The 15,625-nt window shown below is 72.0% G+C and carries 12 protein-coding genes; 4 read left to right on the top strand and 8 right to left on the bottom strand.

The genetic code is table 11. The annotated features are described in order from the left end of the window. Nucleotides 1-153: 153 nt before the first annotated feature. The 7 genes from ACZ4SA_RS28445 to ACZ4SA_RS28415 all read right to left on the bottom strand — a co-directional run bounded on the left by ACZ4SA_RS28445 (nucleotide 154) and on the right by ACZ4SA_RS28415 (nucleotide 8,211). Nucleotides 154-1,164, bottom strand: coding sequence for an N-acetylglucosamine kinase (locus ACZ4SA_RS28445; protein ID WP_468280249.1), 1,011 nt, complete (start codon nucleotides 1,162-1,164; stop codon nucleotides 154-156). Further along, entirely contained in the window at nucleotides 1,161-2,426 is a 1,266-nt protein-coding gene (locus tag ACZ4SA_RS28440) for a 6-phospho-beta-glucosidase (RefSeq protein WP_468280104.1), read from the bottom strand. Before ACZ4SA_RS28440 ends, ACZ4SA_RS28445 begins: the two co-directional genes overlap by 4 nt. 6 nt (nucleotides 2,427-2,432) lie before the next feature. Then, nucleotides 2,433-3,335, bottom strand: a complete 903-nt coding sequence (locus tag ACZ4SA_RS28435) for a carbohydrate ABC transporter permease (protein WP_468280101.1) — start codon at nucleotides 3,333-3,335, stop codon at nucleotides 2,433-2,435. Nucleotides 3,336-3,338: 3 nt separating this feature from the next. Continuing rightward, nucleotides 3,339-4,298, bottom strand: a complete 960-nt coding sequence (locus ACZ4SA_RS28430; protein ID WP_468280099.1) for a carbohydrate ABC transporter permease — start codon at nucleotides 4,296-4,298, stop codon at nucleotides 3,339-3,341. Continuing rightward, a complete protein-coding gene (locus ACZ4SA_RS28425) occupies nucleotides 4,298-5,635 on the bottom strand; it encodes an ABC transporter substrate-binding protein (protein WP_468280096.1) in 1,338 nt (445 codons plus the stop codon). The genes ACZ4SA_RS28430 and ACZ4SA_RS28425 overlap by 1 nt, the downstream gene beginning before the upstream one ends. An 85-nt stretch (nucleotides 5,636-5,720) precedes the next feature. Then, nucleotides 5,721-6,881, bottom strand: coding sequence for an ROK family transcriptional regulator (locus ACZ4SA_RS28420; protein ID WP_468280247.1), 1,161 nt, complete (start codon nucleotides 6,879-6,881; stop codon nucleotides 5,721-5,723). A 259-nt stretch (nucleotides 6,882-7,140) separates the two neighbouring features. Continuing rightward, entirely contained in the window at nucleotides 7,141-8,211 is a 1,071-nt protein-coding gene (locus ACZ4SA_RS28415) for a mechanosensitive ion channel family protein (protein ID WP_468280095.1), read from the bottom strand. Between the two features lie 284 nt (nucleotides 8,212-8,495). On the opposite strand from ACZ4SA_RS28415, the gene ACZ4SA_RS28410 reads away from it, so the two are divergent. Then, nucleotides 8,496-9,047, top strand: coding sequence for an HNH endonuclease (locus ACZ4SA_RS28410; RefSeq protein WP_468280245.1), 552 nt, complete (start codon nucleotides 8,496-8,498; stop codon nucleotides 9,045-9,047). Nucleotides 9,048-9,206: 159 nt separating this feature from the next. Here ACZ4SA_RS28410 and ACZ4SA_RS28405 read toward each other — a convergent pair whose 3' ends face one another. Next, on the bottom strand, nucleotides 9,207-12,170 hold the full coding sequence (locus tag ACZ4SA_RS28405; protein WP_468280093.1) for a beta-N-acetylglucosaminidase domain-containing protein: 2,964 nt from the start codon (nucleotides 12,168-12,170) through the stop codon (nucleotides 9,207-9,209). A gap of 241 nt (nucleotides 12,171-12,411) precedes the next feature. On the opposite strand from ACZ4SA_RS28405, the gene ACZ4SA_RS28400 reads away from it, so the two are divergent. The 3 genes from ACZ4SA_RS28400 to ACZ4SA_RS28390 are packed head-to-tail and all read left to right on the top strand — an operon-like array spanning nucleotide 12,412 to nucleotide 15,165. Then, entirely contained in the window at nucleotides 12,412-12,705 is a 294-nt protein-coding gene (locus ACZ4SA_RS28400; protein WP_468280242.1) for a hypothetical protein, read from the top strand. A gap of 9 nt (nucleotides 12,706-12,714) precedes the next feature. Further along, nucleotides 12,715-14,913, top strand: a complete 2,199-nt coding sequence (gene malQ, locus ACZ4SA_RS28395) for a 4-alpha-glucanotransferase (RefSeq protein ID WP_468280090.1) — start codon at nucleotides 12,715-12,717, stop codon at nucleotides 14,911-14,913. Nucleotides 14,914-14,934: 21 nt separating this feature from the next. Beyond that, nucleotides 14,935-15,165 (top strand): hypothetical protein, encoded by a 231-nt coding sequence (locus tag ACZ4SA_RS28390; RefSeq protein ID WP_468280088.1) that lies wholly within the window; start codon nucleotides 14,935-14,937, stop codon nucleotides 15,163-15,165. Nucleotides 15,166-15,625 lie beyond the last annotated feature (460 nt).

Genomic DNA, 15,625 nt, shown 5'->3' with positions numbered 1-15,625 from the left:
TACCCTCCCCCCCCCCCCCCCCCCCCCCCCCCCCCCCCCCCCCCCCCCCCCCTCCCCTCTCCCCCCCCCCCCCCCCCCCCCTCCCCCCCCCCCCCCTCCCCCCCCCCCCCCCCCCGCCGGCGTTCGAGGACGCGGTGCGCAGCGCGGTACGGGTTACGTGTAGTGCGCCCGCAGCGCCGCCCCTGCCTTCGGCGTCGCTCCAATGAAGTCCAGTCCCAGCAGCGCCGCCCCCAGTACCGGCGCTGTCGTCACCACCTCGACGGTCGCCTTCGGCGCCGCGGCCGACAGCAGTTCGCGGATGCGGCCGTCCAGGTCCGGGTGGCGGGCGGCCAGCACGCTGCCGCCGAGCAGCACCGGCACCTCCTCGTCGAGGAGTTCGAGGCGGCGCAGCGCCACCGTCGCCATGGCCACGACCTCCTCGGCCTGCCGGTGCACCAGTGAGCGGGCCACCGGGTCGCCGGTCGCGCTCGTCGCGAACAGCAAGGGGGTCAGTTCGTGCTTGCGCGACGCGGCCACGCGGCCCAGGTGCAGAGCCTCGATCAGCTCGTACACCGAGTCCAGGCCGAAGTGCGCGGGCAGCGTGGCGGCCAGGGCCGTGGGGGCGCCGCGGCCGTCCTCGGCGCGTGCCGCGGCCCAGAGCGCCTCCTCGGCGAGACCCGCGCCGCCGCCCCAGTCCCCGGAGAGCTTCCCGATCGCGGGGAAACGGGCCGTGCGGCCGTCGGGCAGCATGCCCACGCAGTTGATGCCCGCGCCGCACACGACGGCCACGCCGCGCGGCTCGTCCACTCCGGCGCGCAGGACCGCGAAGGTGTCGTTGCGCACCACGGTCGTGCGCCCCCAGCCGCGTTCGTGCAGTGCCGCGGTCAACTCCCGTTCCTCCACCGGAAGGTCGGCGTTGGCGAGGCAGGCGGAGACATGCCGGACCGTGCCCGTGATGCCGCCCTCCGCCCTGGCCTCCTCGACCGTGGAGGCCAGGGTGTCGATGGCTGCCGCGACGCCGACCCTCGGCGGCTGGAATCCGGGCCCGCGGCTCGCAGCGAGCACGGAGCCGTCGGCACCGACGAAGGCCACGTCGGTCTTGCTGTTCCCCGCGTCGACGGCGAGTACCACGGGGGGCACCGCGGGCCGTTCCGGGCGGGCGCCGCCTGCGGGAACTTCGGTCACGCCCACGCGAGGTGCTCCTGGTTGTGCGCGATCAGCTGCTCGGTGAGCTTCTCGGCGTACTCGTACTGGCCGATCAGCGGATGCGAGAGCAGCGCCCTGAACACCCGGTCGCGCCCGCCGCGCAGGGCCGCCTCCAGCGCCAGGTCCTCGTACGCGGTCACTCCCGCGAGCAGCCCCGTGTACAGCGGGTCGAGTTCGTCCACCGGCAGCGGTGTCGCCCCCTTGGTGCCGACCGCGGCCTGCACCTCGATGACGGCGTCGTCCGGCAGGAAGGGAAGGGTGCCGTTGTTGCAGGTGTTCACCACCTGGTACGGGGAGCCGGCGCCGCCCAGCAGCGAGGCGGCGAGGTCCACGGCCGCCTCCGAGTAGTACGCGCCGCCGCGCTTGGCGAGCAGTTCCGGCTTCTCGTCGAGCGCCGGGTCGCCGTACATCTCCAGCAGCCGCCTTTCCATCTCCGCGACTTCCGCCGCTCGTGACGGCTTGGTGCGCAGCTCCCGTACGACCTCGTCGTGGCCATAGTAGTAGCGCAGGTAGTACGAGGGCACGACGCCGAGCCGGTCGATCAGGTCCCGGGGCATGTGCAGGTCGGCGGCGACGGTGTCACCGTGTTCGGCAAGCAGCCGCGGCAGTACGTTCTCGCCCTCCGGCCCGCCCAGCCGCACTGCCCTCTCCCAGGTGAGGTGGTTGAGCCCCACGTGGTCCAGATGGATGGCGGAGGGGGCCACGTCCAGCAGTCGGGCGAACTTCCGCTGGAAGCCGATGGCGACGTTGCACAGTCCGACGGCCTTGTGCCCGGCCTGCAGCAGTGCGCGGGTGACGATGCCCACCGGGTTGGTGAAGTCGATGATCCAGGCGTCGGGGTTGGTGCGGCGGACGCGTTCGGCGATGTCCAGGACGACGGGCACGGTCCGCAGCGCCTTGGCGAGGCCGCCCGCGCCGGTGGTCTCCTGGCCGACGCAGCCGCACTCGAGCGGCCAGGTCTCGTCCCGGTTGCGGGCGGCCTGCCCGCCGACGCGCAGTTGCAGCAGGACGGCGTCGGTGCCGGCGACGCCCGCGTCGACGTCCGGGGTGGTGACGATCCTGCCGGTGTGGCCCTGCTTGGCGAAGATGCGCCGGGCGAGGCCGCCGACCAGTTCGAGCCTTTCGGCCGCGGGGTCGATCAGGACGAGTTTTTCGATCGGCAGGGTGTCGCGCATCCGCGCGAAACCGTCGATGAGTTCGGGGGTGTAGGTGGAACCGCCCCCCACGACAGCGAGCTTCATGTCCGACTAGCCCTTCACTCCGGTCAGTGTGACGCCCTCGATGAAGGCCTTTTGTGCGAAGAAGAAGACCACGATCACCGGTGCCATGATCATCACCGTGGCGGCCATGGTCAGGTTCCAGTCGGTCTGATGGGCGCCCTTGAAGGATTCCAGGCCGTAGCTCAGAGTCCAGGCGGCCGGGTTCTCGGAGGCGTAGATCTGCGGCCCGAAGTAGTCGTTCCAGCAGTAGAAGAAGTGGAACAGCGCCACCGCGGCGACGGCCGGCTTCGCCATCGGCAGCACGATCCGCACCATCGTGCGGAACTCGCCGCAGCCGTCGATCCTGGCCGCTTCCGTGTACTCCTTCGGGATGGTCAGCAGGAACTGCCGCAGCAGGAAGATGGTGAAGGCGTTGCCGAAGGCGAACGGGATGATCAGCGGCCACAGGGTCCCGGCCAGGTCCAGCTGCTTCGCCCAGAAGAGGTACATCGGCACGACGACGACCTGAGGCGGCAGCATCATCATCGCGATGACCAGCATCATCGCCAGATTGCGGCCGCGGAAGCGGAACTTGGCCAGGGCGTACGCCACGGGGATGCTGGAGCCGACGGCGAGCACGGTGCCGAGCCCCGCGTACAGCAGCGTGTTGCGCCACCAGGTCAGAAAGCCGGGTGTGTTCCAGACGGTGGCGAAGTTGCCCCACTCCCAGGTGTGCGGCCACAGATCGCGGGTGAGGGCCTGGTCGTCGCTCATCACGGCGGTCAGGAACACGAAGACGAACGGCAGCAGGAAGAACAGTGCGGCGGCGATCGCCAGCGAGTGGACCGCGATCCACTCCAGCGCCGCCCGGCGCCGTGCGGAGCGCCGCGCGGCGGTGCTCCTGGGACGCTGCGCCGCCGAGGGGTACGCGGTCGGGGTCACGGTGGTCATGGTTCAGTCCTCCGCCGACATGAAGCCGGAACGCCGCCGCATCAGGAACGCCGTGAACGCCATGGCCAGGACGAACAGCACCAGGGCGACCACACAGGCCGCGCCGGTGTCGAAGCGCTGGAAACCGAGGTTGTACACGGTCTGCGGGACGGTGAGCGTGCTCTTGTCCGGGTAGCCGGGCTCGAACTGCTGGCCGGATCCGCCGATCACCCCGCTCGCCACCTTCGCCGCCACCAGCGGCTCGGTGTAGTACTGCATCGTCGCGATCACGCCGGTGATCACGGCGAAGAGCACGATGGGCGAGATGTTCGGGAGCGTGACGTGGCGGAACCGCTGCCAGGCGCGGGCACCGTCCAGCTCCGCCGCCTCGTACTGCTCCTTCGGTACGTCGAGCAGCGCCGCCATGAAGATCACCATCAGGTCGCCGATGCCCCACAGGGCCAGGATCGTCAGCGACGGTTTGGACCAGGCCGGGTCGGTGAACCAGCCGGGGGCCGGCAGCCCGATCCCCTCGAGGATCGTGTTCGCCGGTCCGGTTCCGGGGTTGAGCAGGAAGACGAAGGACATGGTCGCGGCGACCGGCGGGGCCAGGTAGGGCAGGTAGAAGAACGTCCGGAAGACCCCGGCCCCCGTCTTGATCTTCGTGATCAGCAGTCCGATGCCGATCCCGAACAGCACCCGCAGCGACACCATGACGACGACCAGCCACAGGGTGTTGCGAAGGGCGGGCCAGAAGAAGGGGTAGTCGTTGAGGACGTACGACCAGTTCTTCAGGCCCACCCACGTCGGCGGGGCGAACCCGTCGTACTTCATGAAGGAGAAGTAGACGGTCGAGACGAGCGGGTAGGCGAAGAAGACCGCGAACCCGATCAGCCACGGGGAGAGGAAACCGAGCGTGCGCAGTGCCGACCTGCGTTGCCTCGTCCGCAGGGCGCGGCGGGCGCCAAGTGCGGTGGCGTCCATCAGCGGGCCTGCTCGTTGTCCTTGTCGACCTGGGCGTCGGTCTTCCTCAGGCCGGCGTCGAGGTCCTTCTCCCGCCCGGCCTCGTGGCGCACACCCAGGTCCTGGGCGGTGAGCAGGAACGCCCCGCCGTTGACGGACGAGGGGGCGTGAGCGCTCTTGGGGTGCTGCGCGATGTCCACGAACGTGCGGTACAGCGGATCGTCGTTCAGCTCGGGCGACTTCAGGGCCGCCACCGTGGAGGGCACGTTGTGGATCGCGTTGGCGAAGGAGACGACCGCGTCGGTGTCGGTGGAGAGGTACTTCACCAGCTCCCAGGCGGCGTTCTGCTTCGTGCTCACGTTCGCGATGCCGAGGACGGTGCCGGACAGGTAGCCCTTGCCGTAGTCGGCCACCTGGTCATCCGGGACGGGGAAGGGCGCCGCGCCGATCTCGAACGTCAGGTCGGCGTCCGTGGCCATCTTCCCGCGCCACTCGCCGTCGAGCTGCATGGCCACCTGGCCGGTGTGGAACGGGTGCTTGGGGCCCCACTCGTCGCCCAGGCCGGTGCGGAACTTCTCCAGCTTCCTGTATCCGCCGAGCTTCTCGGCGAGGTTCTTCTGCCAGGTGAACAGTGCCTTGGCGGCCGGGTCCTCGGCCAGGTTCGACTTGCCGTCGGCGCCGAAGTACTGCACGCCGAACTGCGAGGCGTAGTGCTCGAACGTCGTCTCGTAGCCCTGGAAGTTGGGCAGGAAGCCGAGCTGCTCGTAGCTGTCGCCCTTGGCCCTGGTGAGCTTCTTCGCGATCTCGTCGAACTCGGACAGCGTCTTCGGAGGCGCGGTGATCCCCGCCTCCTCGAACGCCTTCTTGTTGTAGTAGAGGCCGTACGCGTCACCCAGCAGTGGGACCGCGCACCGCTTGCCGTCGTGCTCGGTGTACTTGGCCATCTGCGGGAGGAAGGTCTTCGCCGGGTCGATCTTCGACTTCTCCAGGAACGGCTTCAGATCGGCGAGCGCGTTGGTGGTGCAGAACCGGCCGACGTTGTCGGTGGTGAAAGAGGAGACGACGTCCGGCGCGTTCGAACCGCCCGCGCGCAGCGCCTGGTTCAGCTTGTCGTCCGTGATGCCCTTGACGGTCTTGACCTTGATGTTGGGATGAGCCTTCTCGAACGACCTGATGTTCGCCTCGATGGCCGCGACCTCGCTCGGCGCCGACCAGCCGTGCCAGAAGGTGAGCGTCGTCCCGGCGTTCGGATCGTCGGAGGCGGTGCTCTGCGGCTGGCCGGTACAGGCCGTTGCGAGCAGCGTGGTCGCGGCGGTCGCGGCGAGTGCGGCGGCCGTGATCCGGCGGTTTCGGGGCATGACGGTGCCTCCCTGTGACAAGGACGGACGAGGACGGACGAGGGCGCGTCGGGGGAAGGGGAGAAGCAGGGGTGGGGTGGTGCGGTCAGCGGGAGGTGTCGAAGACCTCGTCGCGGGTGATGGCCAGCGCGCTCTCCAGCGCCCCGCGCAGCACCGGGTGCTTGCGTACGGCCCCGAGCACGAGGCGCGGCCGGGAGGCGGCCAGCTCTGACAGCTCCGCCTGCACACGCGTCCGCAGCGGCTCCCCGCCCGCGGCGATGACCTCTCCGGACAGGACGACCAGCTCCGGGTCGAGCACGGCGACCATGGACGCCAGCCCGGTCGCGAGCGCGGTCGCGTACGCGTCGAGCAGCTGCCCGTACGGCCCCGAGCCGGTCTCCGCGGCCCTGGCGACCAGCGCGGTCGCGACCTCGGCATGCGGGCCGCTGCCCACGTCATCGAGGCCGAGCTGGCGTGCCAGCCGGGGGAGTGCCTGCGCACCGGCCAGTTCCTGGAAGCCGCCGCTGTTGGCCTTGGTCACCTGACGCACCAGTGGGGTGCCGGGCACGGGAAGGAAGCCGACCTCGCCGGCGCCACCGGTGGATCCGCGGTGCAGCCGGCCGCCGATGACGACGGCGGCGCCGAGGCCCTCCTCGTTCCACAGGAGTACGAAGTTGTCGTGGCCGTGGGCCGCGCCGACGCGCTGCTCGGCGACCGCGGCGAGGTTGACGTCGTTCTCGTACTCGACGGGCATGGGCAGCCCCGCGGCGAGCTCGTCGAGCAGCGTGGGCGAGTGCCAGCCGGGCAGGTGGGACGCGTACCGCAGCCGGCCTGTGGACGGGTCGAAGGCGCCCGGTGTGCCGATGACGAGATGGTGCACGTCCGAGCGGGTGAGGCCGGCGGCCTTCACGGCCCCGTCGAGGGCGTCGGTGACCTGCTGGACGACGCTGTCGGCGCGCCGCCCGGGGGTGGCGAGCTCGAATTCTCCGACGGTCGTACCGGTGATGTCGGCGACGGCGGCACGGATGCGCTCGGGGGTGACGTCCAGACCCGCGGCGTGGGCCACGCGGCCGTTGAGCGCGTACAGCTGGGCGCTCGGGCCCGGCCGGCCCTCGGTGGTACCGGTGACGACGACCAGCCCGGCGGCCTCCAGCCGGGCCAGCAGCTGGGAGGCAGTGGGCTTGGACAGGCCCGTGAGCTTGCCGATCCTGGTCCGGGAGAGGGGGCCGTGCTCCAGCAGCAGATCGAGCGCGGCGCGGTCGTTCATGGCGCGCAGGACGCGCGGGGTACCGGGCGTGGTTCCGGCCACGGCGATTGCACCTGCCTCTCGGCTCCGGCCTTGCGACCTGGACTGTTAGGAAAGTTTCCTATTCTGTAGGAGGAAAGTAGGCCGCAGGCAGGCCCCCGTCAATGGCAAACGCCCCCTGGGCAACCAAAGCGTTACCGAAGGGGGCGTTGCGTGGAAGTGGCCGACCGGCCGAGGACGCCGGTGACCGCTCGCGATCAGCGACGAGCGCTCGTGGCCGTCACTTCGAAAGATTCGCCGGCGGCGGGATCGGCGAGGCCGCCACCGACTGCGGCGACACCGACGAGGCGAACGCCGACGGGGCCGCCATGCCGGCGGTCGGGTCGGCCGCGGCTTCATCGGCCTGCTGCGGCAGACCGCCGACGATGCGGATGCCCGCCGCGTCGAAAGCGCGCTTGATGCGCCAGCGCAGCTCCCGCTCCACCCCGAGCGACTTGCCCGGCATCGTCTTTCCGGAGACCCGGAACGTCATCGAGTCCAGCAGCACCTCGGTCAGCCCCAGTACCTCGACCGGGCCCCACAGCTGCTCGTTCCAGGGCTCGGCCTTCGCGAGGTCGTCCGCGACCTCGCCGATGACGGCCCTGACATGGTCCAGGTCCTCGCAGGGGCGGACGGCGACGTCGACGGCCGCCGTGGCCCAGCCCTGGCTGAGGTTGCCGATCCGCTTGATCTCGCCGTTGCGCACGTACCAGATCTCGCCGTTGTCGCCGCGCAGCTTCGTGACCCGCAGCCCCACCTCGATGACCTCACCGGAGGCGACGCCCGCGTCGACGGAGTCACCGACGCCGTACTGGTCCTCCATGATCATGAAGACGCCGGACAGGAAGTCGGTGACCAGGTTGCGCGCGCCGAAACCGATCGCGACACCGGCCACACCCGCGGACGCGAGCAGGGGCGCCAGATCGATCTTGAACGCGCCGAGGACCATCAGGCCCGCCGTGCCCAGGATCACGAACGAGGCGATCGAGCGCAGCACGGAACCTATGGCCTCCGAGCGCTGGCGGCGCCGCTCGGTGTTGACCAGCAGACCGCCCAGCGTCGTGCCCTCCACGGCCTGCGCGGAGCGGTTCATCCGGGCGATCAGCTTCGTCAGCGCCCGGCGTACCAGCATCCGCAGCACCAGCGCCACGACGAGGATCAGCGCGATACGCAGCCCCGTGTTCAGCCAGGTGGACCAGTTCTCCTCGACCCACCCCGCCGCGGTCTCGGCGCGCCTGGCGGCCTCGTCGAGGGTGGTGGGAGCGGGCGAGGGTTCGGCTTCCAGCAGTGCCGACGACCAGAAGGCGGTCACGAAAGGAACCTCCAGGCTTGCGATGGGAGACCAATAACCCTAACCGGGCATCCGGCCCGATCCGGCGTCCTCGGCGCCCAAGAGACACGGCTCACCGGCCCGCCCGGCAGGCCCGTCGCCGTCGTCCTAGGCCCGCCGGGGGGTGCCCCGGACACCCTGTGGCGGAAAACACCTCGAGCCCGTTACGCGTACGTGGTGGCGCCAGGAGCGGCCATGAGGCGAAACTGATGACAGATCGTCCCGGCGCGAGCCACGCGCCGCCGGCGTACAAGGAGGCATCCACCGTGCCGCACGTCCTGGTCCTCAACGCGTCGTACGAGCCGCTCGGCGTCGTACCGCTCCGCCGCGCGCTCGTCCTCGTCCTGGAGAACAAGGCTCTCTGCCTCGAGGAGTCCGGCGCCTTCATGCATAGCGCGACCCGCGTCATCGCCGCGCCCAGCGTCGTGCGACTCAAGCGGTTCGTGCGGGTCCCCTACCGGGGGCCCGTTCCTCTTACCCGCAAAGCGCTCTTCGCCCGCGACGGCGGGCGCTGCATGTACTGCGGTGGCGTCGCAACCAGCGTCGACCATGTAGTTCCGCGCAGCCGCGGGGGTCAGCACGCCTGGGAGAACGTGGTGGCCGCGTGCCGCCGCTGCAACCACGTCAAGGCCGACCGGCACCTGCGGGAGCTGGGCTGGCGTCTGCGCCACCAGCCTGCGCCGCCGAGCGGGCTCGCCTGGCGCATCATCGGCACCGGCCACCGGGACCCGCGGTGGCTGCCGTACCTGCAGCCGTACGGCGCGGACGACGCGATCACCCGTATCGACGGTATCTCCGTCGACGGCATCTCCGCATGACGGACGTGCGCTTCGATCGCCCGGACGGTCTGAAGCTGCCGGGCCCGCTCCGGCCTGGCCGGCGATCGGGGGCCGGGCCTGCGGCAGCGCCCCGGGACAGCCGCACGCCCTCGGTCCTCAGCCGCTCCCACTGCTCCGTGCCCCCAGTCCTCCGTGCCCTCAGTCCTCCGCCACCGCGTACACCTCCACCGAGAACAGGGAGTAGCCGAAGTCGGTCACCCGCTCGTCGCCCTGCACGCGGATGAAGCGGGTGTCCTTCGCGTCCATACCCACGGACTCCCGTCCGCCCCCGCCGTCCGTCACCGTCGCCGCGGTGCGCCAGACCTTGCCGTCCGCGGAGACCTGAATGCGGTACCGCGTCGCGTACGCCTCCTGCCAGTGCAGCACCACCTGTCCCACCCGCGCAGGGCGGCCCAGTTCCACCTGCCACCAAGCGGTCGGGCCCAGCGGTGAGGCCCAGCGGGTCGTGGCGTCGCCGTCGACCGCTGCGGCCGCCGGATAGTCGGGCGTCTCGTCCCCCGACGACGAGGCCTTCGCCCCTTCGGCGCGTGCGAGGTCCGCTCCGGCTGCGCGCGGGAACGCCCGCACGGTGAGCGTGCGCTCCTGCCCGGCGAAGGAGACCGGCACGCGGTACTCACCGGCCGGGGTGTCCTCGGGGACCGACACCTCCACGGGGACGGTCGTGCGCAGCCCGCGCGGCACCGTCGTCTCCTCCGGGACGCTCACCTTGATTCCCGCCGGGGCCTTCGCGGTGAGGGCGCCGCGCACCTCCGCCGGGCGCTGCGCGGTCAGCCGGACCTGGGCACGCTGCGGACGGCCGCCGATCTCTGCGCTGGTCGTCTCGCGTACGAGATCGAGCCCGGCCGCCGGTTCGTCCGCGAACCAGGGCACCAGGGACTTCACACCCACGTCCCCGCCGTCGGCGGTCGTCACGCGTACGGCGTCGGCCCGCAGTCCCTGCGCGTCGGCCTGAGTCCAGCCGCCCGCCGCCAGCGGTCCCAGCGAACGCCAGCCCTCGCCCGGCACATGCACCTCGAGCCGGCCCGCGGACTCGGCGGAGCGGGGCGCGCCGGTCGCGGGGGCGGTCATCGCGGTCACGGCCGTGAGCGGCCGGGGCCGCTCCAGGCGCACGACGTCCTCGCCGGGCTTGCCGGCGCCGGCCTGGTCCGCTCCCGTCCAGGCCCGCGACTCCTTCGCCGCCCGGTCCAGGAACGGCGTCAGCACCCCCTTGCCGACCATGGCCCGGCTTTCTCCCACGGCCGTGCGCAGCGGCGCCAGGGCCAGCGAGGCGCGCCATGCGGCCTCGCCGTCGCCGCGGGCCTGCGCCTGCAGCATGTCGACCGCCAGTTCACCGGCCTGCCCGTAGCGGGCCAACTGGGTGAGCCACGGCCGTACTTCGCCGGCCAGCCGGCCGTCGGCGGTTCCCGAGAGCCGGTCCGGCGCCTGGCGCATCACCGAGAAGGCCGCGCGCAGAGAGGCCGCGGCCCGGTCCTTCGCCTTGGTGTCCGAGGTGGTGCGCGAGCGCCAGAACTCGTCCAGCAGCGGCCGCAGATACGCCGACTCGCCGTCGGGTCTGAGTATCGAGGACGCGTCGTTGCCGGCGAGGGCGAGCAGCGCCTCACGGGCCTTCGCGTCCCCGCCCGCCAGGTCGTCCAGCGCGGCCTGCCACGACTGCTCGGGCCGGTAACCCTTCGGGTTCCAGGCGAAGTCGGCGGCGGTGAACAGGGGGATGCGGGAGGCGGAGGCCTGCTCCATGGCGTTGGCCAGGAGCGCTGCGGAACCGGTCGCCACGGCGGGCTCACGGCCGGTGTAGGGGCCGAGGAAGATCCGGTCCTGGGCGTAGTCGTTGACGGGGTAGTTGTCCATGGTGACCAGCGGGTGCTCGAAGGCGTCCCGCGCGCCCGCCAGTTCACGGCCGGTGATGGTGCGCGGCACCACCCCCACGCCGGTCCACGCCACGCGGACCGTGCCATCCAGCTGCTCCGCGAGCGCGCGCCGGTATTCGGTGGCGCCCTCCTGGTAGAACTCGGTCGGCATGACGGACAGCGGCTCCGCGCCCGGATGGCGCTCGGCCAGGTGACGCGCCAGCTGCCCCGCGACCCGCGCGTGCGCCTTCGCCGCGGCCTCGGGGCCGGAGCCGAAGGTCTCCGCGTCCCTGGAGCAGTGCCACTCGCTGTAGCTGACGTCCTGGAACTGCAGCTGGAAGGCGCGGAATCCCAGCGCCCACATGGCGTCGATCTTCCGGGTCAGCGCCTTCACGTCGGCGCCGTCGGCCAGGCACATCGACTGCGCGGGCGCCACGGCCCAGGCGAGGGTGACGTGGTTGCGGCCTGCCCGCTCGGCGAGCTCGCGGAACTCGGCGCGCTGCGCCGCCGGATAGGGGTCGCGCCAGCGGGCCTGCCGGAAGAGGTCGTCGCCGGGCGCGTAGAGATAGCGGTTCTGTTTGGTCCGCCCCATGAAGTCGAGCTGCGCCAGGCGCTGCTCACGGTCCCAGGGCTGCCCGTAGAAGCCCTCCGTCATGCCGCGCACGGCGGACCCCGGCCAGTCGCGCACGACGACGCCCGCGACGGTCCCTCCGTCCGCGCCCGCCGCCACGAGTTGGCGCAGCGTCTGCACACCGTGGAACAGGCCGTCCTCCCCGGCGCCGTCGATCGCGACCGTGTCACGGCCCCCGACGCGTCCGGCGGCGAGCCGGTAGCCGCCGGAGGGCAGGTCGGCGCGCTCGGGCGCGCGGAGGGCGCGCAGCGCCGACTGGGCCTCGCCGCCGCCGAGATGCACCACGGGGCCGCGTCCGGGCAGTGCGGTGTGCACGGTCCGCACGCCGGCGGCGCGCAGTGTCTCCTTCAGGAGTTCGACCGCATACGGGTCGGCGGAGGGCTCGGCGACGACGGTCGCCTCGTCACCGAGCCGTACGGTCTCTCCCTGCGCCCGCAGTGACTGGGGGCGCGGCCACACGGCGGGGGTAGCGGTGTCGGTTTTCGGGTCCTGTGCGGTGCCTGCGGGGGAACCGGGCTCCTGCGGTTGTGCGGGCGCGCCGTACGCCCCGCCCGCCCCGCCCAGCAGACTGCCGATGACGGCGACCGCGACCGCTGCCGCCGTACGCCTCCTCGCCCCGAGCCGCACGGCTGTCTCCCCTCGGTGTTCCCCGTCATCCGGTCGGTTTCGAGCCCACCACCACCACCGTCGGAGTGTCAATGTGCGTGGCCGTTGTGCACCTTTTGCCTGTGGTGGTGAATGATCGGAGCCAACTGACGGAGGGGGAAACGAATGTGACACGGAACACGTTGACTGATCGTGTACGTCTGCGGTCGCGCCCGCTGGGTAGGGCTGCTGTGACCCCTCCCATCCCATTGGAGTGATGAACGTGGCCGCATCCGCGCACCTGCTGCTCTCCGCCCTGTCCAAACAGGTCCCGGGTCAGGTTCCCGTCCAGGTTTCGAGCCGGCGCAAACTGGCTCAGACCGCCTGCCCGCTCGCCCATGAGGTCCCGCTGACCAGCGAGCCGCCGCTCGCCTACGACGCCCCCCTCACGAGCGAGCCGCCGCTCGCTCACGCCGCCCCCCTCACGAGCGAGCCGCCGCTCGCCGACATCGCGCCCCTCACGAGCGAGCCGACCGCCCACGGCACGGCGGGTGGTACGGAGTCGCCAGGGGTCTAAGGAGTCCGCATGGCCCTTGCCCGGCTTGCCGAGCTGCACGGAGTCGCCACCACGTTCGCGCCTTCCAAGGGCGTCACCGTCGTAGTCCCGGACGCCACTGTCGTGGCCGTTCTCGCCGCGCTCGAGATCGACGCGTCCACGCCGCAGGCGGTGCGCGCCGCGCTCGACCGCGCCGAGCGGGCCGCTGCGGAGCGGCTGCTGCCGCGGACGGTGGTTCTGTGGCGGGGCCCCGCCGACGACGGCCGTGCCCTCCCGCTGCCCCTCGCCGCCCTGCCCCCCGGCACGGCGCTGCGGGTGACCACGGAGTCGGGCGACGCCCTCGGCTGGACGACCCCGTCCGCCACCGCAGGTCGACCCGGCGCGAGACCGGAGCCCCCGAGGGGCGCTCCGGACCGGCCAGGTGCGGCCGAGAGGCCCGCGGCGACCGACGGCCCGAAGAGGCTCTGGGCCCGACTGCCCCTGGGCGTGCACCGGCTGTATGCCGAGGCGGCCGACGGGCGCACCGCGGAGGTCACCCTGGTCGTCGCCCCGGACGAGGCACCCGCGCCCGAGGGGCGTGCGTACGGCTTCCTGGTCCAGCTCTACTCGCTTCTCTCCGCCCGGTCCTGGGGCATGGGCGACCTCGGTGATCTCGCCGAGCTCGCCACCTGGTCGGGACGGTCCGTCGGCGCGTCCTTCGTGCAAGTGAATCCGTTGCACGCCGCCGTGCCGGGGGCCCCCAGCGACCCCTCCCCGTACCGCCCCTCCTCCCGGCGTTTCCCCGACCCCGTCCATCTGCGGATCGAGGACGTCCCCGAGTACGCGTACGCGGACCCGGCCGCCCGGCAGCGGCTGGAGGAGCTGCGCGAGGAGGCGGCGCAGCTGCGTGAATCGGTGCTGGCCAAAGGCGCGTTGATCGACCGGGACGCGGTCTGGGAGCTCAAGCGCGAGGCGCTGGAGATCGTCCACCGCATCCCGCTCGGCCCCGGACGCCGCGCCGCCTACGTCGGCTTCCTCGCCGAGCAGGGCCGGGCGCTGGAGGACCACGCCACCTGGTGCGCGCTCGCCGAGGTCCACGGCTCCGAATGGCACGGCTGGCCGGCCGGACTGCGCGACCCGCGCTCGCCGGAGACGGATGCGGCGAGGAGCGATCTGAAGGACCGGATCGATTTCCACAGCCGGCTGATCTGGCTGACCGACGAGCAGTTGGCCGCCGCCGGGCGTGCCGCGCGCGAGGCAGGCATGGCCGTCGGCATCGTGCACGACCTCGCCGTCGGCGTGCATCCGGGCGGGGCCGACGCCTGGGCGCAGCAGGACGCGTTCGCTGCGGGGATGTCGGTCGGCGCCCCGCCCGACGCGTTCAATGCGCACGGCCAGGACTGGGGCCTGCCGCCGTTGCGGCCCGACGCGCTCGCGGCGTCCGGCTTCGCCCCGTACCGCGGACTGCTGCGCGGCATCCTGCGCAACGCGGGCGCGCTGCGCATCGACCATGTGATGGGCCTGTTCCGGCTCTGGTGGGTGCCGGTCGGCAGTCCTCCCACCGAGGGCGCCTATGTGCGCTACGACGCCGAGGCGATGCTCGCCGTCCTCGTGCTCGAGGCGCACCGCGCGGGCGCCGTCGTCGTAGGAGAGGACCTCGGAACGGTCGAGCCGGGCGTCCGGGAGGCCCTCGCCCGGCGGCGTGTGCTCGGCACCTCGGTGCTCTGGTTCGAGAGGGAATGGGAGGGCGACGGACGGCCGCTGCCGCCGGAGAAGTGGCGCGAGGGGTGTGTGGCCACCGCCACCACCCACGACCTGCCGTCCACCGCCGCCCGGCTGACCGGCGGGCACGTGGAGCTGCGCCACCGGCTGGGCCTGCTGGCCCGCCCCCTGGAGGAGGAGCGCACCGAGGAGACGGCCGACGTGGCCGAGTGGCTCGGCGTGCTCGCCGGCCTCGGGCTGCTGCCGGAGGGTGCGGACGACGAGGAGGGCGGCATCCGGGCCGTGTACCGCTTTCTGCTGCGCACGCCCGCCCGCATGGTCGGTGTCTGGCTGCCTGACGCGGTGGGTGACCGCCGCCCGCAGAACCTGCCGGGAACGTGGGACCAGTATCCGAACTGGCGGCTGCCCGTCTCCGGCGCCGAGGGGCGCCCCATGAGCCTGGAGGAGCTGGCCGCCTCGCCCCGCTTGCACCGGTTGCTGGCGGTCTTCGGAGCCCGTACGGCACCCCCGGACGCGCGGCCGTCATAGCCGTTCGCTACGTTGGGGACCGTGGACAAGAAGAACGCCTTGCGCGCCGGCGCCGTCGCGGCCGGTACGACGCTGATGATGCTGCTCATGTCGTCCCCGGCGCTTGCGCTCACCCCGGACGACGGCGACGACCCGGGTCCCGGCCTGAGCGTGGTCGAGACCGTCGGCCTGTACGTGGTGGCGCCGCTCGCCCTTTTCGTGGTGATCGCCGGCCTGGTGATGGTGCTCGACAAGTCCAGGAAGCAGAGCTGACGCAGGGCTGATCCGGCCTTCGGGCGCCCCGGGTGCGTGACGCACCCGGGGCGCCTTTGTCATGTCCGAATGGCTTCACTGTTCAGATCTGCTTCACATAGTTGTCGAAAACATTCGATGGACCTGATGGTTCCGTGGGTGTGACCGTTGATCCACACGTCGGCGATGCCCCGTGGAGCGCAGAGGAGGCAATGGATGACCGTGACGACGGAGGCGCAGAGCGGGCAGGCCAAACCCGTGCCGGAGCCGGGCGGGCGCGCCCGTGGGGTTCAGGCGTCCTGGGGGGAGCACCGTCATCGGCACATGGCCGGGGTGGGCCATGGCGGAGGCCGCCGCTCGCGGCGTATGGCGGGAGCGCCGGGTCTTCTAGGGCGTGTTTCGAAAGTAGCGTCGTCCGCCCGCAGGGCGGGGCCCGCGGCGTCTGGTGCGTGCAATCGCAAGGCGGAGGATCATCCTCGTA

This window comes from Streptomyces sp. NPDC027962, from assembly GCF_055566095.1.
This window is presented reverse-complemented; position numbering and strand designations above follow the sequence as displayed.

Coding starts and splice junctions, on each gene's coding strand:
- ACZ4SA_RS28440 (WP_468280104.1), bottom strand. CDS start 2,426: ATGAAGCTCGCTGTCGTGGGGGGCGGTTCCACCTACACCCCCGAACTC.
- ACZ4SA_RS28435 (WP_468280101.1), bottom strand. CDS start 3,335: ATGACCACCGTGACCCCGACCGCGTACCCCTCGGCGGCGCAGCGTCCC.
- ACZ4SA_RS28430 (WP_468280099.1), bottom strand. CDS start 4,298: ATGGACGCCACCGCACTTGGCGCCCGCCGCGCCCTGCGGACGAGGCAA.
- ACZ4SA_RS28420 (WP_468280247.1), bottom strand. CDS start 6,881: ATGAACGACCGCGCCGCGCTCGATCTGCTGCTGGAGCACGGCCCCCTC.
- malQ (WP_468280090.1), top strand. CDS start 12,715: ATGGCCCTTGCCCGGCTTGCCGAGCTGCACGGAGTCGCCACCACGTTC.
- ACZ4SA_RS28425 (WP_468280096.1), bottom strand. CDS start 5,635: ATGCCCCGAAACCGCCGGATCACGGCCGCCGCACTCGCCGCGACCGCC.